19 protein-coding genes and 1 tRNA gene are annotated in these 21,464 nt (G+C 62.1%); 5 read left to right on the top strand and 15 right to left on the bottom strand.

Annotated features, from left to right (window positions below; all coding sequences use genetic code 11):
- The 4 genes from QZ511_RS07465 to queA form a co-directional block, all read right to left on the bottom strand.
- Window positions 1-606 (bottom strand): protein translocase subunit SecF (locus QZ511_RS07465; protein ID WP_295801239.1); only part of this gene is annotated, 606 nt, incomplete at its 3' end.
- 10 nt (window positions 607-616) lie between these two features.
- A complete protein-coding gene (gene secD / locus QZ511_RS07460; RefSeq protein ID WP_295801233.1) occupies window positions 617-2,482 on the bottom strand; it encodes a protein translocase subunit SecD in 1,866 nt (621 codons plus the stop codon).
- A 202-nt stretch (window positions 2,483-2,684) separates the two neighbouring features.
- Window positions 2,685-3,830 carry a tRNA guanosine(34) transglycosylase Tgt gene (gene tgt, locus QZ511_RS07455; protein ID WP_295801245.1) on the bottom strand — a complete coding sequence of 382 codons (1,146 nt, stop codon included), beginning with the start codon at window positions 3,828-3,830 and terminating at the stop codon, window positions 2,685-2,687.
- A gap of 1 nt (window position 3,831) precedes the next feature.
- The gene (gene queA, locus QZ511_RS07450) at window positions 3,832-4,908 is read right to left on the bottom strand and encodes a tRNA preQ1(34) S-adenosylmethionine ribosyltransferase-isomerase QueA (RefSeq protein WP_295801231.1); all 1,077 of its coding nucleotides are present in this window, start codon (window positions 4,906-4,908) and stop codon (window positions 3,832-3,834) included.
- A 173-nt stretch (window positions 4,909-5,081) separates the two neighbouring features.
- Here queA and QZ511_RS07445 point away from each other — a divergent pair.
- Window positions 5,082-5,168 (top strand) — tRNA-Leu (locus tag QZ511_RS07445).
- Window positions 5,169-5,377: 209 nt separating this feature from the next.
- On the opposite strand, the gene QZ511_RS07440 is transcribed toward QZ511_RS07445, so the two are convergent.
- Window positions 5,378-5,818 (bottom strand): hypothetical protein, encoded by a 441-nt coding sequence (locus tag QZ511_RS07440; RefSeq protein WP_295801229.1) that lies wholly within the window; start codon window positions 5,816-5,818, stop codon window positions 5,378-5,380.
- Between the two features lie 211 nt (window positions 5,819-6,029).
- Here QZ511_RS07440 and QZ511_RS07435 point away from each other — a divergent pair, with 211 nt between their 5' ends.
- Window positions 6,030-7,070: a YCF48-related protein gene (locus tag QZ511_RS07435; RefSeq protein ID WP_295801226.1), complete on the top strand. Its 1,041-nt coding sequence runs from the start codon at window positions 6,030-6,032 to the stop codon at window positions 7,068-7,070.
- Between the two features lie 75 nt (window positions 7,071-7,145).
- On the opposite strand, the gene QZ511_RS07430 is transcribed toward QZ511_RS07435, so the two are convergent.
- Genes QZ511_RS07430 through QZ511_RS07420 form a run of 3 tightly spaced genes read right to left on the bottom strand, consistent with a single transcriptional unit; the run spans window position 7,146 to window position 10,896 of the window.
- Window positions 7,146-8,327 carry a hypothetical protein gene (locus tag QZ511_RS07430; protein WP_295801223.1) on the bottom strand — a complete coding sequence of 394 codons (1,182 nt, stop codon included), beginning with the start codon at window positions 8,325-8,327 and terminating at the stop codon, window positions 7,146-7,148.
- Window positions 8,320-9,747, bottom strand: a complete 1,428-nt coding sequence (locus tag QZ511_RS07425) for a flavin monoamine oxidase family protein (RefSeq protein ID WP_295801220.1) — start codon at window positions 9,745-9,747, stop codon at window positions 8,320-8,322. Before QZ511_RS07425 ends, QZ511_RS07430 begins: the two co-directional genes overlap by 8 nt.
- A 57-nt stretch (window positions 9,748-9,804) precedes the next feature.
- The gene (locus tag QZ511_RS07420; protein ID WP_295801217.1) at window positions 9,805-10,896 is read right to left on the bottom strand and encodes a carbon-nitrogen hydrolase family protein; all 1,092 of its coding nucleotides are present in this window, start codon (window positions 10,894-10,896) and stop codon (window positions 9,805-9,807) included.
- A 115-nt stretch (window positions 10,897-11,011) separates the two neighbouring features.
- On the opposite strand from QZ511_RS07420, the gene QZ511_RS07415 reads away from it, so the two are divergent.
- Complete coding sequence (locus tag QZ511_RS07415; protein ID WP_295801214.1) at window positions 11,012-11,752, top strand: Mut7-C RNAse domain-containing protein; 741 nt, start codon at window positions 11,012-11,014, stop codon at window positions 11,750-11,752.
- A 35-nt stretch (window positions 11,753-11,787) separates the two neighbouring features.
- On the opposite strand, the gene QZ511_RS07410 is transcribed toward QZ511_RS07415, so the two are convergent.
- Window positions 11,788-13,455, bottom strand: a complete 1,668-nt coding sequence (locus QZ511_RS07410) for an aminotransferase class V-fold PLP-dependent enzyme (RefSeq protein WP_295801211.1) — start codon at window positions 13,453-13,455, stop codon at window positions 11,788-11,790.
- The gene (locus QZ511_RS07405; RefSeq protein WP_295801209.1) at window positions 13,452-14,231 is read right to left on the bottom strand and encodes a TatD family hydrolase; all 780 of its coding nucleotides are present in this window, start codon (window positions 14,229-14,231) and stop codon (window positions 13,452-13,454) included. Before QZ511_RS07405 ends, QZ511_RS07410 begins: the two co-directional genes overlap by 4 nt.
- Before the next feature lie 145 nt (window positions 14,232-14,376).
- Here QZ511_RS07405 and QZ511_RS07400 point away from each other — a divergent pair, with 145 nt between their 5' ends.
- Window positions 14,377-14,967 carry a LysE family translocator gene (locus QZ511_RS07400; protein ID WP_295801207.1) on the top strand — a complete coding sequence of 197 codons (591 nt, stop codon included), beginning with the start codon at window positions 14,377-14,379 and terminating at the stop codon, window positions 14,965-14,967.
- A gap of 52 nt (window positions 14,968-15,019) precedes the next feature.
- Here the strand turns inward: QZ511_RS07400 and QZ511_RS07395 are convergent, their stop codons facing one another.
- From QZ511_RS07395 to QZ511_RS07380, 4 genes are all read right to left on the bottom strand, one after another.
- Window positions 15,020-15,877: an SDR family NAD(P)-dependent oxidoreductase gene (locus tag QZ511_RS07395; RefSeq protein ID WP_295801204.1), complete on the bottom strand. Its 858-nt coding sequence runs from the start codon at window positions 15,875-15,877 to the stop codon at window positions 15,020-15,022.
- Window positions 15,874-16,881 (bottom strand): SDR family oxidoreductase, encoded by a 1,008-nt coding sequence (locus tag QZ511_RS07390; RefSeq protein WP_295801202.1) that lies wholly within the window; start codon window positions 16,879-16,881, stop codon window positions 15,874-15,876. Before QZ511_RS07390 ends, QZ511_RS07395 begins: the two co-directional genes overlap by 4 nt.
- A gap of 103 nt (window positions 16,882-16,984) precedes the next feature.
- Window positions 16,985-17,902, bottom strand: a complete 918-nt coding sequence (locus QZ511_RS07385) for a bile acid:sodium symporter family protein (protein WP_295801198.1) — start codon at window positions 17,900-17,902, stop codon at window positions 16,985-16,987.
- A gap of 81 nt (window positions 17,903-17,983) precedes the next feature.
- Window positions 17,984-19,330 (bottom strand): NAD(P)-binding domain-containing protein, encoded by a 1,347-nt coding sequence (locus QZ511_RS07380; protein ID WP_295801195.1) that lies wholly within the window; start codon window positions 19,328-19,330, stop codon window positions 17,984-17,986.
- 101 nt (window positions 19,331-19,431) lie between these two features.
- On the opposite strand from QZ511_RS07380, the gene QZ511_RS07375 reads away from it, so the two are divergent.
- On the top strand, window positions 19,432-20,433 hold the full coding sequence (locus QZ511_RS07375; RefSeq protein ID WP_295801193.1) for an AraC family transcriptional regulator: 1,002 nt from the start codon (window positions 19,432-19,434) through the stop codon (window positions 20,431-20,433).
- A gap of 44 nt (window positions 20,434-20,477) precedes the next feature.
- Here the strand turns inward: QZ511_RS07375 and QZ511_RS07370 are convergent, their stop codons facing one another.
- Window positions 20,478-21,458 carry a DUF3445 domain-containing protein gene (locus QZ511_RS07370; protein WP_295801190.1) on the bottom strand — a complete coding sequence of 327 codons (981 nt, stop codon included), beginning with the start codon at window positions 21,456-21,458 and terminating at the stop codon, window positions 20,478-20,480.
- Between the last annotated feature and the right edge of the window lie 6 nt (window positions 21,459-21,464).

Below are 21,464 nucleotides of genomic sequence, written 5' to 3'. Positions count from 1 at the left end.
GGCAAAGAAGCCCAGCACGATGATCACGTCGTGGATCAGGGCCACCACCGCACCCAGCGAGAACTTCCATTGGAAGCGCAGCGCCACGTACGCCATCACCACCGCCAGCGCGAACAGCATGCCGAGACCACCGTCGTCGCGCAGCTCTTCACCTACCTGCGGGCCCACCATCTCTACCCGGCGCAGATCCACACTGCCTTCCGTGTTCTGGCGCAGTACACCGACGACGTTGTCGCCAATCGACTGGGAAGCCTCTTCATCCCCTGCGCTGCGCTGGGTCATGGATTTCGTTACTTCCGGCGGCAGCTTGATCAGCAGCTCGTTGTCGGAGCCAAAACGCACGACCGACGCGCCGTCGAAGCCTGCATCATTTAACTGCGTACGTATATCTTCCAGGGCCGGGGCCTGCTGGTAACCGACCTCAATCTGGGTACCGCCGGTAAAGTCCAGCCCCAGCTTGAGGCCGTTCATCGCCAGCGCCACGATCGAGCCGATCACCAGCGCGATGGAAACTGCCGCCGCCACCTTGCGCCAGCGCATGAAGTCGTACACCCGCTTGCCCATGTATTCGGTGATACGGCCGTTTTGTTCTTTAGTCTCTTTCATCACCGGCTCCTTAAATCCACAGCTTCTCAACACGGCGACCGCCGTAGAACAAATTGATCAACGCGCGGGTGCCCATGATGGCACTGAACATGGAGGTCAGGATGCCGATGGACAGGGTTACCGCGAAGCCCTGTACCGGGCCGGAGCCGATCGCGTAGAGAATCACCGCGACGATCAGCGTGGTGATGTTGGCATCCACAATCGCGCTGTAGGCGTTGTCGAAGCCGGCATTGATGGCGGATTGTGGCGGCATCCCGTTGCGCAACTCCTCCCGTATTCGCGAGAAGATCAGAACGTTGGCATCCACCGCCATACCGATGGTCAGTACCATACCGGCGATACCCGGCAGGGTCAGGGTGGCGCCGAGGATCGACATCACCGCCACCAGCAGTACCAGGTTCACCGCCAGCGCAATATTCGCCGCGAGGCCGAACACCCGGTAGAACAGCAGCATACAGATCACCACCGCAATCAGGCCGATCTGCACCGAAGTCACACCCACCTTGATGTTGTCGGCACCCAGGGACGGGCCGATCACCCGCTCTTCCACGAAGTACATGGGGGCCGCCAGGGCACCGGCACGCAGCAGCAGCGCCAGCTCCTGGGCTTCCGAGGCTTCCAGGCCAGTGGTGCGGAACTGCTTGCCCAGCGGGCTCTGTACCGTGGCCAGGCTGATGATTTTCTTGTCGTCGACACGCTTCTGCACAATGATTTCATTGCCGTTTTCGTCGACGGACTTCTCCGGCAGGAAGCGGCTCTCGATAAACAGGGTACCCATGCGACGGCCGACATTCTTCCAGGTGGCGCGGTGCATCATTTCACCACCGCGGGCATCCAGGGTGATGTTCACCTGCGGCATGCCGTTCTCGTCGTAGCCGACGCGGGCATTGGTCACGCGCTCGCCCTTGATGATTACCTTGCGCTCCAGCCAGGCACCACCGAAGGCGTTGCGCTCGCGCTCGTCGCGGTATTCGAAGTACTCCTTGTTGGTCACCAGCGCATCCGGCTTGGCTTCCATACGGAACTCCAGGTTGGCGGTCTTGCCGATGATACGCTTGGCTTCCGCGGTGTCCTGCACACCCGGCAGCTCCACCACGATGCGGTTGCGCCCCTGGCGCTGCACGATGGGCTCTGCCACCCCCAGCTCATTCACCCGGTTGCGCAGGGTGGTGAGGTTCTGGGATACCGCGTAGTCCTCGAGGTCTTTCACTTCCTGCTCGGTGAGGGTCGCACGCACTTCCAGGTTGGCGCCGCTGCCCCCTTCCTGCAGCTGCAACTTGGGGAACTCCTTGCGCAGGGTGCTGACAGCCAGGTCGCGCAGCTCTTCCGAGCGGAAGCGCGCCACGATTTCGCGGTCGTCTTCCAGGTCCACACTGCGATAGCGCGCCTTGGCTTCCCGCAACTTGGACTTCACCTCCGAGGCGTAGCCTTCCATATTGGTCTTGACGATGGAGTTGGTGTCCACTTCCATCAGGAAGTGCACACCGCCGGCCAGGTCCAGACCGAGCTTCATCGGGCTGGCGCCCATGCCTGTCAGCCACTCCGGCGTGGTCGGCGCCAGGTTCAGGGCCACCACGTACTCGCTGTGACCCAGGGCTTCCTGGATCGCGCGTTTGGCCGGGAGCTGCTGTTCAATGTCCTTCAGGCGCAGCAGGACAGACTTTTCCTGTACCTCGCCGCCAAAGTATTCGATACCCGCTTCGTTCAGGGCCTTTTCAGCCCGGTCGAGGACTCCCTGATCGATTTTGAGGGCACTGGATTGGCCGGAGACCTGTACGGCCGGGTCCGGTGGATACAGGTTGGGTGCCGCGTAGAGCAGTCCCAGACCGGTAATAATCAGGATCAGGAGATATTTCCAGATGGGGAAGCGATTCATGCTGTACTCATTGTTGGAATGGCCCGCTGAGCGAGCTCGTTTTATGCGATATCCGGGGATATGTGGGCTCACTGCAGCCATTACAAGCCCAGATGCCGTCCCCGCGGCCCAAACCGGCAACATCCATCACAGGATGGCGCCATTTTTGGGCGGGTCGATTATACGGGGATAAAAAGTCGGTACAAATGCACCGCCTGGCGGCTTATCCCTCCTGAGCCTCCAGTGGTGGCACCTCCCGACCGAGGCCGGCATAGAACTCTGCCACGAAACCTTCCAGATCACCGGCATCCAGCGCATCGCGAATCTTCTGCATCAGCCGCTGGTAGTGGCGCAGGTTGTGGATGGTGTTGAGCTGGGAGCCCAAAATTTCACCACACTTGTCCAGGTGGTGCAGGTAGCTGCGGGAGAAGTGCTGGCAGGTGTAGCAGTCGCAATCTTCATCCAGCGGGCGGGTGTCGTGGCGGTGCACCGCATTGCGGATCTTGATCACCCCGGAGAAGGTGAACAGATGGCCGTTGCGGGCGTTGCGGGTGGGCATCACGCAGTCGAACATGTCCACGCCGCGGCGCACCGCCTCGACGATGTCCTCCGGCTTGCCCACCCCCATCAGGTAGCGGGGCTTGTCTGCCGGCATCTTGTAGGCCAGGTGATCCAGCACCTTGACCATTTCCTCCTTGGGCTCGCCCACGGAGAGTCCGCCGATGGCGTAGCCGTCGAAGCCCAGCTCGGTCAGTCCCGCCAGGGACACATCGCGCAATTCCGGGTACATACCGCCCTGCACAATGCCGAACAGCGCCGAGGGGCTGTCACCGTGGGCGTCCCTGGAGCGCTTGGCCCAGCGCAGGGACAACTCCATGGACTTGCGCGCCTCGTCGCTGGTGGCCGGGTACGGGGTGCATTCGTCAAAAATCATCACGATGTCCGAGCCCAGGTCCTTCTGCACCTGCATGGACTCCTCCGGCCCCATAAACACCTTGCTGCCATCCACCGGGGACTGGAACGACACCCCCTCCTCGGTAATCTTGCGCATCTGCCCCAGGCTGAACACCTGGAAACCGCCGGAATCCGTCAGGATGGGGCCCTGCCACTGCATGAAATCGTGCAGGTCACCGTGGGCCTTGATCACCTCGGTCCCCGGGCGCAGCATCAGGTGGAAGGTGTTGCCGAGGATGATGTGGGCACCGATGGCCTCCACATCCCGCGGCAACATCCCCTTTACCGTGCCGTAGGTGCCCACCGGCATAAACGCCGGGGTTTCCACCACACCGCGGGGAAACTTGAGGCGGCCGCGGCGGGCCTTGCCATCGGTGGTGTCCAGCTCGAACTGCATAAAACACTGGCGACTCACGTTAGTCTTCTCCATTCTGGCCACCGGCCTGCCCTACTTCCGCCGGGTCTACCGCCGGGTTCTTCTCGATCAACATGGCATCGCCGTAACTGAAGAAACGGTATTGCTCGCGCACCGCTTCCTTATAAGCACCCATGGTGTGCCGGTAGCCCGCAAACGCGCTCACCAGCATCAGCAGGGTCGACTCCGGCAGGTGGAAATTGGTAATCAGCCGGTCCACCACCCGGAACTCATAGCCCGGGTAGATAAAAATCTCGGTCTCCCCCACCGTGGGTTTCAGCTCACCGGAGGCGGCCGCGCTCTCCAGGGCGCGCACACTGGTGGTGCCCACCGCCACCACCTTGCCCCCGCGGGCGCGGCAGTCCGCCACCGCCTGACAGACGGCCTCGGACACATCCAGCACCTCGCTGTGCATCTTGTGGGAGTGGATATCGTCCACCCGCACCGGCTGGAATGTCCCGGCACCCACGTGCAGGGTCACGAATGCGGTATCGACGCCCTGCTCCCGCAGGGTCTCAATCATGGCCTCGTCAAAATGCAGCCCGGCAGTGGGCGCGGCAACCGCGCCGGCGTTGCGGCTGTAGACGGTCTGGTAGCGCTCGCGGTCGGCGTCGTCATCGGGACGGTCGATATACGGCGGCAGCGGCATATGGCCGAGGCGCTCCAGCACCGGCAGCGCGCCCTCTGCGGGGAATTCCAGTTCGAACAGGGCGTCGTGGCGGGCCACCATCTGCAGCGGCGTATCATCTTCCAGCAGGATTTCGCTGCCGGGCTTGGGAGACTTGCTGGAGCGCACATGGGCCAGCACCCGGCGGTCATCCAGCACCCGCTCCACCAGAATCTCCAGTCTGCCGCCACTGGCCTTGCGCCCGAACAGCCGCGCCGGTATTACCCGGGTGTCGTTGAACACCAGCAGGTCGCCTGGGGCAATCAGCTCCGGCAGCTCCGCAAACTGGCGGTGGGTGACGGTCCCGCTGGGGCCATCCAGGCACAACAGGCGGCTGCCGCGACGCTCCCGGGCGGGCGTGCGGGCTATCAGGGAATCGGGCAGATCGAAGTGAAAATCCTGGCGGCGCATGGAATCAGTTTAGGTGGACAGCGATTAAGATGGTCAGAGGGCGCGAAGAGTAACGGAAAGCGCCCGCGCCGCCAAATCCGGTTGACCGCACAACGGCCATCGCTATAATCGTCTCCCTCGCCGAGGCACCAGATTGATCATTCGCCTCGCGCCGCGGCTGATACCGCACCCATGCCAGAGTGGTGAAATTGGTAGACACAGGGGATTCAAAATCCCCCGCCCTTAAAAGCGTGCCGGTTCGAGTCCGGCCTCTGGTACCAAATACAAAAAAGGCCCGCATTCGCGGGCCTTTTTTGTATTTGGTACCAGAGGCTGGCGAGCAACTGCACCCCGGTTCGACCGATTGCGCCCAGGGCGCAATCAACAACGAGCAACCGAAGGTTGCGAAGCCCGAAGGGACAAAAAGGCCCTAGCCTTTTTGGTTAGTCCGGCCGCACTCTCTCCCAACCACTCTCTCCCAGCCACCCGGTCACTTTTCCATCTTAGGACAAGTCACCACCTGGTACTTAACCTGCTCCGCGGGCCCATACCCCTCATCAATCACCGCATCCAGCGCATTGCCCCGAATCAGGTGCAGTAGTATCTGTCCCGTTGGCTCACCACAGCCAGACACGAAGACGGTGTCGGTACGAAAACCACAACTGGACTGATGCACCGCCACACCGGCGTCCTTCAGTTTGATGCGACTCTCCTCCAGCGACATTTCCGTGTCGTCACACTGCTTTACCCGCCGATGGCGAAACACCCAGATCAGTGGCTGCTCACTGGCTGAATCATCCGCCTTGGCGGACTCATCAGATTCCGTCGCCGAGTCAGTTGCAGCCTCTGTTTTTTCTTCCGTTTCCTGCCCGACTGCGCCCGCCGATAACAGGAGCCCCACGGCGAACAGCAGCAACCAATTGCGTTTCATTTTCCCATTTCCTCTGTCAGTCTCGCGCGCCGCTTACCCTGCCCCGATACGGCAATGGGGCTCATTGATAACAGGATAGCAATATGCCTGGCAGGCTGCGGCGTCGGCGGCGGGGCTTGTGTCCGGTGTCTCCACGTCTTTATAGTGGACCGCAGCTCGCTCCACGGGCCAGACAACAATCACAACCAGCAGCCTTCCGCGGAGACCAGAAATGCCGACTCGCACCCTCCTGACGCTTCTTGTCACAACACTGTGGTCACTATCATCCCCCTCCCAGGCTCAGGACAGCCTGCCCAACTGGCAGGTATCTGAACTGGAAAACGGCGCTTCACTGCGCGGCAGCGCCGTGGGTCCCGCAAGCCTCTGGGTCACAGGCACGGGTAATACGGTGTTCCGCAGCGACGACAGCGGCAAAAGCTGGCAGGGCGTATCCGTACCTGCCGATTCGAAACTGGACTTTCGCGATATCGAGGTCTTCGACGATCAAACCGCGATCGTGATGAGTGTCGGCGAAGGCCAGCAGTCCCGCCTGTATCGGACAGAAGACGGTGGCGGCCAATGGCAGCTGGTATTCGAGAACCCCGACAAAAAGGGATTCTTCGATTCCATCGATTTCTGGGATCGGGATCGCGGTGTACTGCTCGGGGACCCGGTGGATGGATATTACGTGGTGATGGTGACCGAGGACGGAGGCCGCAATTGGAAGCGCATTGGGCGAAAATCCCTGCCGGCACTGCACGACCGGGAAGCGGCATTCGCGGCCAGCGGTAACACCGTGATTACCGGCCCCGACGGCACAGCCTGGTTCACCACCGGCGGTTTTGCCGCCCGGGTTTACTCCAGCGACGATTACGGGCGCTCGTGGCGCGTGAGTGAAGTCCCCCTGCATCGGGAGAACCAGACTTCAGGCGGCTACGGTCTTTCGCTGAACCACGACGGCGAGGTGTTTGTCATGGGCGGCGACTACACCAACCGCCCCGCGACCTACCCCAACCTGGCAAAGTCCGCAAAGGATAAGTGGCAGCTGGCCGACAATGGCCAACGCGGGCTGCGCACAGCCATGGGATGTATTGAAACGACCTGTATCGTCACCGGAAAAACCGCCAGCGACATTTCGTTTGACGATGGAAATTCCTGGCATCCGCTGCCTGGTCCCGGCTTTTACACCCTGGCGGCAGGACCGGAACTGTTTCTGGGCGCGGGCGCCGATGGCAGTGTGGGCGTGCTGATACCGACAGATGACGGGCGCTAGGCGCCAGTAGCCACAAATAAAAAACTGATTGTGAAAATACCGGCCCAGGCCGGTATTTTTTATGCGCCTCTGCCATCAGGCCCGGTTAAGCGAGACTTCCGGCTGCTGAATGTCCGGTATTGCGCAACCATACATTCCTTGCAATCCATCGGCGGCCAGTTTTTCTGCCTCTCGCGGCTTGCCGCCCTCCAAAGCGGCAAATATTTCCCGCTCCGCTTCAACGATGTTTTGCGTCAGGCGAGTGCGCCCGCCACTGCCCAGTGCCTGGTTATCCAGCCACACCTTGTGCCGCTCCCACAGATCCGCCTCACACACGCTCCAGCTGCCGGAAAACCCCACCGGTTTGAACAGGCTGACGCAGGGGCTGGCGGTGCCGGTAAACGCGACCTGCGGCCCTTCGTGACCGATGCGCACGATCATGCTGTTGACCGTGTGTGACGGGCGCAGGAACTTCAGCGGAGAATGTGACGGGGCGGCGTGCATGCATAAATCGGCGTTGCCACCGGGTTTGCCGTGGCGGTGGCTGCGCAGAATGCGGGCGAAATCCGCAAAGCCCCCAGTATCCGCCTCCAGCGCACGCAAATGGGTGAGCGCGCAGGCCCGGCGTTTATGACTGGCGCCGACAAAGGGCACCAGGCTGGTATCAAACTGGCGGCGGAAATGCACGCGGGTCGCCGCCAGCGCACTGTCGCTGCACTGGTAATCCGCACCGATTGTCAGCGCGTTGGAAATGCTGTCTAAGGTTTCTATTTTCTGCGCCGCCCACTGGGTGCCGGCGGTCTCGAGTTTCCAGACGGTAGACTTATCGGCTATCAGGAAACTGTTGTCGTAGCGAAACTCCCTCTGGGTATAGCCGGCAGGGCCGCCCTGGCCGAACCGCTGCAACAGGTCGACAATCGCCTCTAGGGCGCTGTCGGCGGTATCGGCACGCTCCAGGGCCAGGCGCAGCAGGTCCATCCCCAGCAGTGCAACCCCGCTCCTGCGCACCTTGCGGGAAAAAATGGCCTCGTTGCCGATGGCCACACCACATTCGTTGACGCCCATCTCCGCGCCCCACATCCACGCGGGACGGCCGATGATACAGGCGTGGCGATCCGGCACCTGGGGGATCTCGATCCAGGTACAGCGCAGGCGTTTCGCGCTATCCCCGGTTACCGCAGGGACAATTTCTACCCGCTGTGCCTCCAGTGGCTCGCGATCGCTGTTCTTGGCCAGCCAGGTGGCATTTGCGCTGCGCAGGGCCAGGGTGTCACACATGCTGCGATTTCCCTTCTGTGTCCACAGGTTCTGGAGAGCCTGCGCCGGATTGCTCCTGCAGTGCGAGTTCCACTTCTGCGGCGGCGCGCTCGGCGGATTCCAGCGCCCCCTCCATGTAGCCGAACCACTCCACCGCAAACTCGGTACCGGCCCAGTGGATCGCGCCGTTGGCTTCGCGCAGCCGCTGGCCGCCGCCGGTCCAGGAGCCCGGTGGCATCAGCGCCGCGTAGCAACCCCGGGTCCACGCCTCGCTGCTCCAGTCCTTGTCCACATATTCCAGTGGGTTGCGCGCGGCCTCACCGAAATAACGCGCAAAGCAGTCCAGTACCGCCTCGCGCCGCTCTGCCGGACTGACACTGCCGTAGTGCCGCGCCACGTCCCCCTCCAGGAACCCCATCAGCAACCCGGACGACTTGCCCTGCTCCGAATTATCGAAGGTTACCCGCACCGGTCCCGCCGGGCTCGCCACCTGGCCGGAAAGTCTGTCGTCGCGCCAGAAGGGCTTGTCATAGCGGGCGATACACTTGATACAGGAACCGGCGGGCATCCGCTGCAACAGTTTATCCCGCCAGGCGGGTAATTCCGGCTGGAAACGAATGCGCAATGCCTGGTTCGGCGGCACCGCCACAATCACCCGCTCACATTGCACCGCACCCCGCGTGTGTTTCACCAGCAGACTGCCGTCGGGTAACTGTTCGACGCGCTCAACCGGCGCCTCGACCTGCACCCGCTCCCCCAGCTGTTGTGCCATCGCTTCGCACAGGCCGGCGGTGCCGCCGTGTACCCGGTCCTGCTGGGCGCCGCCGGTGACTGCCAGCAGGGTTTCCAGGGAATTGCCCGAACGGGCGTAAAACAGTGCGTGCAGCAGGGAAATTTCCGCGGGCTCGGCGGCGAACACCGCACCGATACCGATGGCAAACAGCTGGCGCGCCAGTTGCGTGCGGCAATTTTGCTGCAGCCAGCTTTCGAGGGTCACCGCATCCCATTTATCCGCCTTTTTGTGCCGCCAGGGCGCCGCCGGATCCAGGCTTCTGGCCATCGTCTCGAAGCGGGCCATGGCGAGCCCCAGGTCCGCCAGGGCGATGGGATTGATTCTGGGAATGGTGCCGCGATAGCGGCGCAGCTTACCCGCAAGGTGCAGCAGATTGTCGCCACTGTCATACAGCGGCCAGGTCTTGGCGCCCAGGGTTTCGATCAGGCGATACATGCGATCCTGTCCCGGCCCCACCCACTGCCCGCCAACATCCACACTGTCGCCATTGGCAAAATAATGATTCTGCAAGCGGCCACCGACCCGGTCGCGGGCCTCCAGTACTTTTACCGAGTATTTGTTTGCCAGCAGGCGGGCGGCATTCAGCCCCGCGATTCCGGCCCCCACAACCACCACCTGTACCCGCTCTGTCGCATTTGTTTTTCGCATGGTTTTTATTGTCCTGATTGCCCGCCGCAAAAGCCCAAAGGACTTTTTATCGGCAGTTCATGGCAGCCACAGGCTGGAAATAATCGCGCTGTCGCGACGCTGCCCCTGAATCACTGCGCTTTCCAGCACCGCCGTGGTGCGGCCGTCGTCGCCGAGGTCCCAGAGGTCGCCCCGCATAAAGGTGTTGATCCCGCCGCGCAGGTGGCCGCCGCGACCTCCCAGGGCGTATTTGCGCCAGGCTTCCCCTTCGCTGAGACGTCCCACATCGCCGCCATCCACATCCTGCGGTGCGGGCGCGCCGTTGTAACCGCCCCAGGGACTGTCCCAGATTCCATCCGGCGAGGAAAAGGACGGGACCGCCACCAGTTCCGCATCGCCAATTTGCGCCCAGGTATCCGGGTACCAGCTGTCGGCACAGATCAGGATGGCCAGGCGCCCTAGAGGGGTATCGAACACCGGTAGCGGCTGCGATGCCGGCTGGGTAAATGGCAGCTCGCTCTCGATCGGATAGACCTTGCGCACCGGCCCGGCCACGGCGCCGTCGGGATAAAAAACAAAGCTGCTGTTGTACAGCGGGCCCGGCCCCGTGTGAATCCGGTTGTCACGCACCCCGGGATCCGGCAGCACTACCGAGCCAGCCACCAGCGTTACCCCGAATTCCTGCGCCAGCGCGGAAAATACCTGCTGGTATTGCGCGGCCATGGCCGCCGACTTGCTGCGGAACAGGGCCGCGGCAAAGGGATCCGGTGCGCTCTCCCCCCACAGGTTTTGTATAAAACCCGGCAGGTTACCGAGCGCCGCCCACAGCAGTGCCCTATCGGTGCGGCTGGATTCAAACACCAGGAAGCTCTCCCCCTCGGCCACCAGCCAGGTACCTATATGCTCGGGAAAAACCACCAGGGTTCTTGCTCCCAGCCAGCCGGCATTTTTGGCCGCAAGCAGATAACCGCGCAGCTTGTGCGCAAAGCGATCCGCATCCGCATAGTCAGCGGAGGTCATATAGGGCTGGATGGAAATCAGGTTGGCATGCCCGGGAATGGGCGCATTCAGGGGCTCCAGCAGCGCGGCCGGCTCTCTAGGGACGCTGCGAGAGGGGGGAATCTGTATCAGTATCGCCAGCAACAGCGCACAGAAACACAGGACCAACAACAGTTTTCTTATCATTATTCTGCATTGAATTTGTATTTACCCGGCTACTATAACGGTGATTCAGCAACAGCGGAATCACCGAGCCCCAACCCCGCCAACCGCAAGCCGAGCAACAATGCCGACATTGACGTTTCGCTTTTACCAGGAGCTGAACGACTTCCTGCCCAGGCCGCTGAAACAGCGCAGTTTCGCGCGGCAGTTCGCGGTGCTCGGCTCGATTAAGGACGCCATCGAGTCGCTGGGTGTACCCCATACGGAAGTGGACCTGATCCTGGTGAACGGCGAGTCAGTCAACTTTGGCTTCCACCCGGACGACGGTGACCGCATCAGCGTATACCCGCTGTTTGAGGCCCTGGATATCTCCAGCGTTACCCGGCTGCGCCCGCATCCCCTGCGGGAATCGCGATTTGTGCTCGATTGCCACCTGGGGCGGCTGGCGCGCTACTTGCGCATGCTCGGTTTTGACAGCCTGTTTTACGGCGAGTGCAGCGACGCGCGACTGGTGGAGATCTCGGTGCAGGAACAGCGTATTCTGCTGACACGCGACCTGGAACTGCTGAAGCGGAAGGCGCTGACCCACGCCTATTACGTACGCACCACCCGCCCGCTGAACCAGGTGACGGAAGTGGTAAAGCGACTGCAACTGCAAAACAGTTTCCAGCCCTTTTCCCGCTGTACCGTCTGCAATGGCCAACTGGCGAAGGTTGCAAAGGAAGAGGTGTGGTCAGAGGTTCCGGCAAACAGCCGGCATGCATTCAGCGAGTTCGCCCGCTGCACCCGCTGCGGCAGGATTTACTGGAAAGGCAGCCACTTTGAGCGGATGCAGCGCCTGGTTAAAAAATTGAAAGCGGTCTGAGCCGCTGGAAAAAATTCACTCGGTAGCGGTTACCCTCAAGCAACGCTACCCAGCAGTTCATTCACCCGCTGCATCAGTGCATAAAAACCGTTGCTGCGCGACGGCGACAGGTGTTTTTCAAACTCCAGCTCGCGGAATACCGACTCCAGGTCGGTCTGACGAATTTCTTCCGCACTCTTGCCATTTAACTGCAGCAACAGGAACGCCCCCAGCCCCTTCACCACCCGACTGTCACTGTCGAGGGCGAAATAGTGTTTGCCATGCAGCGCCTGGTGCGCGAGCCAGGCACTGGATTCGCAGCCTTTGACCGTATTTTCCGGCAGCCGGATCGCCGGCTTTGCGGCTATGGATTTACTCCACTGCATCAGCAGGCGATAGCGCTCCTGCCAGCCCCGGCGGCTGCGCAGCGCATCCAGGTCCAGGGCAGAGAAATCGTCGGCCTGCCAGCCATCGGTAATCGCCAGTTCCTCGCTAACCGCCGCACTCTTCTCACTGTCGAGCTGCTGCACAAACTCCGCCACCGCGGATACAAAACGGTCTACATCTTCCTGCGTGTTGTATGCAGCCAGCGACGCGCGCAGCGTGGCACTGTGGCCGGAGGCACGCACCAGTGGCTGGGCGCAGTGGTGGCCCACTCGCACCGCGATATCCTTGCCGTCCAGCCAGTGCATCAGGTCCACCGGCGCGAAGCGACTGTCGCTGAATGCAAGGATACCCAGGTTATTTTCCCCGTGACTCAGCAACTCTATACCCGGCAACTGTGCCATCTGGCCGTGCAGGCTTTTCAATAAGCCCTGCTCGTGAGCGGCCATGGCCACTCTGTCCTGCTGCTGCAAAAATTCGATACAGGCGCCGAGACCGGCGATGGCAGCCAGGGACGAGGTACCCGCTTCAAACTTGTGCGGCAGCTCGGCGTAGTGACTGGATTGCAGGTCCACATCCGCAATCATCTCGCCGCCGCCCTGCCACGGCGGCATCTGCTGCAGCCACTGCTCGCGGCCATACAGCAGGCCAATACCGGTGGGCCCGTAAAACTTGTGTGCGGAACACACCAGAAAGTCGCAACCAATGGCCTGCACGTCCACCAGCTGGTGTGCCGCCAGTTGCGCCGCATCCACTATCCAGCGCAGGTCCCGCCCGCGAAGCATCCGCCGCAGCAGTTCCAGGTCGCTGCGAAAGCCCAGCGCGTTGGAGCCCGCGGTGACGGAAACAATGCGGGTGCGCGGCGACAGCACTTCCGGCAGGCGCGCAAACTGCGGTATGCCTTTTTCATCCGGCACATAGCGAATGGTGAGATTGTGGCGCCGGGCGGCCATCTGCCAGGGCACCAGGTTGGCGTGGTGCTCGGCGGTGGAAAGGACGATCTCGTCCCCGGCAGCCAGCCCCTCGGTCAGGCTGCTGGCCAGCAGGTTGAGCCCCTCGGTGGCACCGCGGGTAAAAATAATTTCCCGCACACTCCCGGCATTGAGAAATGTCGCTGCCTGGTTGCGCACCCGCTCCACCATTTCCGTGGCCCGACGGGCGAGGCGATGGCTGGAGCGGTGGGTATTGGCATTGCTGTGCAGATAGAAATCCCGCACCGCGTCGATCACCACAGCGGGCTTCTGCGTGGTGGCGGCATTGTCCAGGTACACCAGCTCGCGATTTTCCGGCTGGCTGAACAGGGGAAACTGCTGTTTGAATTGGGCTGCGGAAAAACTCATAAATCAAAAAGCCGTTCGGTATTTCTTCGGGTCTGCAAGCACACCTCCGCCACCGGAATACCGCGCAACGCCGCGACGGTTTCCGCAATCGCCGGCAGGTACTCCGGGCTGTTGCGCTCGCCCTGGTGGCCGGCGTGGGGCATATCCGGCGCGTCCGACTCCAGCAGCAGGGATTCCAGTGGCACCTCGCTCACGGTGCTGCGGGTCTTGGCCGCGCGCGCGTAGGTAACGGTGCCGCCGATACCGAGATAAAAACCCAACTTCCAGTACTCGCGGGCAATTTCCCGGCTGCCGCTGAAGGCGTGAATCACTCCGCCCCTGGAGGGTCGGAATTCCTTCAGTTGCCGCAGCAGCTCACTGTGGGCTTTCACACTGTGCAGAATCAGCGGCAGGTCCAGCTCACAGGCCGCCGCCAGTTGCGGCCGCAGTGCCGCTATCTGCACCTCCATGGCAGTGGCAATATGCCCGTCGAGGCCGCACTCGCCAATCGCCACGCAACGGCCACTGCCGGCGCGCTCCTTGTTCACCCGCTCTACCAGCGCCTGCTGCAATTTCTCCGGTGCCAGTGCGAGATCTGCCACCCACCAGGGGTGCACCCCTACAGCGCCGTACCAGCGCGACTCAGTGCCCACCAGCGCAAACAGGGATCGCCACTGGGCAACGCTGACTCCGGGAATCACCAGCCGCTCGATACCCGCGGCCAGGCAGCGCTCCCAGACCTGGGCGCGGTCGGGGGCGAAATCATCGAAATCAAAATGGCAGTGGCTGTCGATCATCTACCTGACCGGAATTGGCGGAAAAGTTGCAAAATTCTAGCACGGCGCCCGGTGAACCGGTTTACCCCACCCCGCACAGGGCGGATAATCCCGAGCCTGGCGCACGATGCCGATTCCAACTGATTTTGTACCGCGAGATTTAGCCGTGCTGGAAGCCCTGCTGCCCATTGTCCTGTTTGTGTTTTCCACCAGCATTACCCCGGGCCCCAACAACCTGATGATCATGTCATCCGGACTCAACTTCGGCGTCAGCCGTTCGCTGCCGCACCTGCTGGGAATCTGTATCGGGTTTCCGGCGATGATTATCGCCATCGGTCTCGGGCTGGGCGCCCTGTTCAGCCAGTTTCCAATCCTGCACGAGATCGTCCGCTGGGTCGGGATTGCCTACCTGCTGTATCTGGCGTGGATCATTGCCAACACCCGGGAAGTGGGGTCGGCCGAGGGGAAAAAGCCATTCACCTTTTTACAGGCGGTGGCGTTTCAGTGGGTCAATCCCAAGGGGTGGATCATGGCGGTGGGTGCGCTGGCAGCGTTCACTACCCCCAACGGCACCATGCTGTGGGAGGCGGGCCGCATCGCACTGACGTTTATCCTGATCGGCGGCCCCTGCATCATCGTGTGGATGATGTTTGGCGTGGGCCTGAAGCAACTGCTTACAGACCCGCGCCACCTGCGGACATTCAACATCACCATGGGGCTGCTGCTGGCCGCCAGCGTGGTGACCATGATCGGGTAACCGGGACTCTCTGCCCGCTGGCGGCGACCCCGGCAACCCGCGCGACAGCCCGCTATTTGGCCGCTGCGCGGCCCACTTCCAGTTCCACGCGGAAATTGCGCACCATCTGTTTCAGGAACAGGCGCGGTGCCAGCTTGTACAGATAGGCGCCGAACAGGGACTTGTCCCGGGGGAACAGCCGCTCCTTACCACTCTCCACAGCAGCGACAATCTTGCCCGCCATCCACTCTGCGGAGCGGATCGGCCCCACGGTGCTCTGCTTGTGCTGCGCCTTGCCACCGTCACCGGAAAGCGCGTTGGCATCAATGTTGGTGGCAACAAAGCTGGGATACACCATCAGCACGCGCACCCCTTCATCGCGCACTTCCTCGCGGAAGGTCTCGAAATACTGGTGCAGGGCACTTTTCGCCGCGCAGTAACCGGCGCGCCCCAGCACCGGCATCCAGCCGGCCATGGAACTGATATTCACCACACAGCCGCCGGCGGCGCGCAGCTGCGGCAGCAGGCCCTGGGCCAGTTCCACCGGCGCGTGGTAATCCACCGCCATCACACGGCGGATCACCGCGTTGCTGGTCTGGGTGGACAGGCTGCGATGGGTGATGCCGGCATTATTGATCAGCAGGTCCACACCCTTGTACAGAGCGCGCAGGCGCTCGCACAAAGCAGCCACCGCACTTTCGTCGGAAAGGTCGGCAACAAAGACATCCGCATCGATATCCCGCTGCTCCAGCTCCCGCGCGCGCGCGGCCACCGCCTCGGCATCCACATCCACCAGTCCGAACCGCACCCGGCTGTCACCCCTGTGGGTCGCAGCCAGAGCCTCTACCAGCGCCCAGCCGAGACCGCCGGCGGCCCCGGTAACCACATAGACTTTTTCGCGCTTGTCCGCGCCCTGCATCCGACTACTCATACGGCCTGCTCTTCTGCAGCGAGCGGCGCGATACCGGCATCGGCTACCGTGACCTGCGCCTGCATCGGGTCAACCTCGATACCGAGGGCACCGCTGGCAAAATAGGCAAATGCTTCCGCGGAAGTTTTGCGCGGCACATAACCTAGCTCGTTCTTGAGACGAGTGTTCAGCAACACCGGCCGGTACTGCAGGAACATCAGCTGCGCCGGCTGCACCTCTCCCAGGTGCAGGCTGTAACTGATACCCAGCAGGGTTTTCAGTAGCCAGACTGGCGGTCGCCGCAGGGGCTTGTGCAGCAGGCGGGCGATCTCTTCCGGTGTCAGCGCACCGTCCCCGGCCAGGTTGTAGATACCGCTGGCATTGCGCGAGACGCCGAACTCGATCGCACCGATCACGTCCTGGTCCCAGATAAATACAAACGGGGAATTGTGGCCGCCGGGATCGAGAATACTGCTGCCGGAAAACAGCTCACTGATCTTGGTATTGGTTGCGGCGCCGATAATGGAACAGGGGCGGAAAATCAGCTGTTTGAGCCGGGGGTGCTTTTCCCGGTACTCCGCCAGCATCTCCTCTACCAGACGCTTGTGGTCGGAATAGGCAAACTCGGGGTTGCCGCGCAGGGGGTCGTCCTCCCGCAGCCACGCGGGATTGTCCGCGTGATAGCCGTAGGCGGCGCCACTGCTGGTCAGGGTCAGGTGCTCGACGCCGGCGGCGACACAGGCATCCAGCACGTTGCGGGTGCCCTCGACATCGATCCTGTACAGGCGGTTGCGATCGCGCCCGGGCGCCACCACGGAGGCCAGGTGTACCACGTGGGTAATCCGCTCCGCGCGCATCAACTCACCCAGTGCCGGATCACAGATATCTACCTGGAAGATGGGGAAATCCGCCTCGCGCTGGACAATATCCACCCCGATAACGGTCATTTGATTCACCAGCAACTCCCCCAGCTGCCGCCCGACATAACCGGCTGCACCGGTAATCAGAACCCTTTTCTCACTCATTGTTATGCACTTGTATCTTGTGTTTATTGCTTTTGTTTACGTCATTTGGTCATGACTTGATTGCCGGGGCCAGGTCTCTGGCCCCGGCCCGCAGTCAGCAGTTTCAGGCAAGGTCGGCCTGCGCCACTTCTTGTTGCGCACGTCGATTGGTGAAATTCCAGTAGCCGGCCAGGCTGAGCCCGGACACCAGGTGCCACACGCCCCAGAACCCCGCCACCACCAGCATTTCCCCGGCGCTCGGATAAAAGGTGAAGAGGATCGCCAGCGCGAGCCCGGAGTTCTGGATGCCCACCTCCATGGTCACCGCGCGGCGGTCGCCAACCGGCAGGCGCGCCAGGCGCCCGCTGACATCGCCGATCACAAACGCCAGCGCGTTGTGGGCAATCACCAGCAGCAGTACCGAGCCCGCAACCTGCAGCGCGGTTTCCCAGTGCTTGCTGAACGACACCGCCACAAACAGCAGGAATACCCCCAGGGAGGCGGTGCGGAAGAAGCGGTCGCTGTTGCGGGCGAAGTCCGGAAAGCGCGCGCCGATGATCATCCCCAGCAACATCGGCAGGGCCAGTACCAGCACCACAATCAGCACCATGTTTTCCGCCGGCAGGGCTATCGCCTGCAGCGTGTCGCGGGTGTTGGGATTGAGGTGCCCGTAGAGGGCGAAGTTGAACGGGGTCATTACCACCGCGGCGAGACTGGAGACCGCGGTCATGCTCACGGAAGTGGCAACATTGGCGCGGCCAATCCAGGTCATCACATTGGAAAAGGAACCACCGGGACAGCAGGACACCAGGATCATCCCCAGTGCCAGGCCCGGACTGACATCCAGTGCCCAGGTCGCCAGACAGGTAATGGCCGGCAACAGCATGAACTGCGCCACCAAACCGGTCACCGGTGCCACCGGGCGGCGCAGCACATTGGAGAAATCACTGGGACGCAGCCCGAGGGATACCCCGAACATCATGAACGCCAGCACCGCGTTGAGGGCCAGCAGTGCCGCGGGTGACATTTGAAAGCTGTCCATTGAAGCGGCAATTGCAGTATTCACGACGTCGGTACCGGTTGGGCTGGATATAGCACTACTCATGGATTATTGATGGCGGCCTCAGTGGGCCGCCCCCACCGCACTGGTGGAAAAACGATCAGTATCCACGGCGGCGTAATCCTTTAGCAAGTCCCGAGTGTGACCAGCCAGTGCATCCAGGTACGCATCCTTGTGCACGTAGTACGCCATCCGCTCCAGCTGCAGGTACTGCATGCCGCCGTCCGCGCGATTGCCGGCCTGGGCCTGCTTGACCGCCTTCAGCTGCCTGGCAGAGGCCGCGCCCCGCGCCAGCTGCTGGATATAAAGTGCCACCATTTCCGCCTGGCGGTTGCGCCCTTCCCAGCCGAGGCCGGTGGCTTCCACCATGCCCATCAGGAACAGGTTGTCGTACTCCGGATGGAACACGTTCAGGTACATCTTCGGTGCGTAGCCGGTCCAGTTCAGGTGTTCGCGGGCGATGAACGGATAGTGCAGCTTGTACCCGGTGGCCAGCATGATCATGTCGTATTCGCCGCTGGAACCATCGGTGAAGGTCACCGTGTTTCCGTCCACTTTGGCGATATCCTTCTGCACGCTGATATCGCCGTGGCCGATATGGTGCAGGATCAGCGAGTTGATCACCGGGTGCGATTCGAACATCTTGTAGTCCGGCTTCGGCAGCCCATACTGTTCCGGCTTGCCCAGCATCAGGCGGGAAATGGCGGCGCTGATGCGCTGCTGGATAAACCGCGGCAGCTTGATCTTGCCGCCCAGCGCGTCTGTGGCCTTGCCGGCGATAAACTTGGGCAGGAAGTAGTAGCCGCGGCGCAGGCTGATATCCACGCTCTTTGCCCGGTGTACCGCATCCACCGCGATATCGGCACCGCTGTTGCCGCAACCCACCAGCAACACTCGCTTGCCGTCGAAGATCGCGGTGTCCCGGTAATCCGAGGAATGCAGGACCTCGCCGGCAAACTCGCCGGGCAATTGCGGCATATTGGGGTGATGCAGGGTGCCGTTGGCGATCAGCAGCCCGCCGAAGGTGCGGGTCTGCTCGCGGCCGTCGCAGCGGGTGGTGATGACCCAATCCTCGCCATCGCGCTCGCAACTGACCACTTCGGTATTAAACTCGTAGTGGCGATACAGGTCGAATTTCCGCGCGTAGTCCCGGAAGTAGGTACACATTTCGCTGTGATGCGGAAACAGCGCGACCTCATCCCCCATGGGGAACTCCGCGAATTCGGTCATCCGCTTGGAGGAGATCAGGTGCGCGGATTCATACATGGTGCTGGTGGGGCTGTCGATATCCCAGAGTCCGCCGACATCACCGTGGATCTCGAATCCCACGCAGGGAATTCCGTGTTTGACCAGGTTGCGGACACTGCACAGCCCCATCGGACCGGCGCCAATAACAGCAAAAGGTTTCATTATTTTTCTCCCAAATCCTCTCATTGGGATCAATATAACGTGACAAGCTGGGCAGCCGTCGTCATAATCGGGCCACCTCTGGTTAATTTCGGACAGTTTTTGTGAGCCCATCCGGTAACGGTAGCGTCACCCTCAGCTACACCCAAGCAATCATCAAAGCTCTAAAGCATTTACAGCTGGAGCTGCCATCAGATGCCAAAGATCTATTGACCTCCATTAACGAAATGGAGCGCGTTCCCCTGCGGGTCCAGGAAGAGTTCTGGGCGGCGCTGGAGGAGAGCTACCCGGACCCGCTACTGGGCATCCGTATCGGCCAGACCATGCAGGGCAACCAGATGGGACTGGTGGGCTACCTGCTGATGACGCAGAAAAACCTGGGGGCCGCCATCGACCAGCTGCTGATCTACCACCCCCTGCTGGGCGAGGGCGGCCAGTTCGAACTGCGCCGCAGCAGCTTTTATGTCGACCTGTGCTACCTGGCAAACTACATGCGCTGCGGACGCCTGCGGGTGGAAACGGTACTTTCCATCTGCCTGGCCCAGGCCCGCCTGATGACCGGGGGTGAACTCCAGCCCCAGAGTGTGATGCTGGCCTACCCGACCCCCTCCCTCGCGGTACAGCAACAATACCAGCAGTTGCTGCAGGCGCCAGTGCAATTCAATGCACCGGTGTCCGGCATCCGGCTGCGCCCGCAGGATCTCGAGCTGCCACTGGAAGCGGCCGACCGCCATGTAATGGCGAGACTGAAACCGGAAGCCGACGCCCTGCTGAAGGCGCTTACCAGCAAGAGCCTGCAATTGCGGGTGGCGCACCTGCTGCAACAGGAACCGCAATTGAGCCGCGAACAGGTGGCAGCGCGGTTGTGCATCAGCCCCCGCCACCTGGGGCGCAAACTGCTGGAGGAAAACGCCAGCTTTCGCGCCATCCAGGATGAAGTGCGCAGCCACTACGCCTGCCAGTGGCTGCGGGAGGGAGGCAAAAACAACGTGGATATCGCCGCGTCCCTGGGTTACTGCGACGAGAGCGCCTTCGGCAAGGCATTCCGACGCTGGACCGGCATGTCGCCCAAGGCCTTCAGGAACCTGTCCACCAGCGACGACTGAGCCGGCGCCCTGGACCAGGAAAGAATTGCGGTGAGGGCGGAGGGCTACTCGGCGCCTGCGGAGGCAGGCGGCGCGGACAGGTGATCGCCGAAAAATGCCTGCAGGCGCGGCAACACTGGTGCGAGAGATTTGTAACGCCCCTCTTCCGGCGACATGGCATTCACTGCATCCCGCAGTGCAGCCACCGCGCCCGGCACTGCCAGCAGGTCGCGCAGCGGGTTGATACTGACGCGGATCGTAAATGCCACCGCGCCGGTTTGCGGCAGGCGCCGCAGTGACTGGCGCTCAACGCGCAGATAGAGGTCACCACCTGCTACAGACGCGCCGCCCCGCTGCAGCAGCTCAGGGGAATCCACCACCGACCAGTTGCCCCGCCACACCGGATATTCCGGCAACAGGTGCTCGAAAAAGCGCGCCACCTGCCCTGCCAGCTTCTGCTGGAATCCGGGCACCGGAGCGTGAATCTGCTGCAGCGGCCGACCGATCTTGTCCTCCAGTTTCCAGTAGCTCGGCGCCGCCAGCGACGCCGCCACCAGTTCATAACCGTGCCTGCCGGGCATCAGCAGGCACAGGTCATCCGCCACCCACTGGCTGGCCTCCCACAGGGGCTCTACTGAAGTGACGGCGAGCGGCCAGTGCAGCGCACCCCCGCCTCCCTGCCAGCAGAGGCGGCCTGCAGTAGCGAAATAGTGTGAATGGGGGTCTACGGAATGATCACTGCGCAGGTGCTGCAGCAGTGTCTGGGCCAGCTCTTCCTGGGCCTCCAGCGAGCGTGGCTCGGCGGCAAAAATCGCAGAGCCCAGCCGGCGCCGGGCGCTCAGCTTGTTGTGCAGGTAATTGGGCAGTGTGGTGCAGGGCTGGATCCAGTGGCGGGGCTGCAAACGCTGGAGCCCCATATGCACAATCTGCGGATTCGGGATAAACGGCAGGTAGAGGGCGCTCACCGGCAGTGCATAGCGGCGCTCTGCCAGCTCACGGCAGGCTCCGGTAGCAGTACCGGAGCTGGCGCAGGTGTTACCGGACACGGCGCC

This window comes from uncultured Microbulbifer sp. (assembly GCF_913055755.1).
GTDB lineage: Bacteria > Pseudomonadota > Gammaproteobacteria > Pseudomonadales > Cellvibrionaceae > Microbulbifer.
Note: the sequence above shows the minus strand (reverse complement) of the source record. Positions and strands in the feature narration are given on the sequence as shown.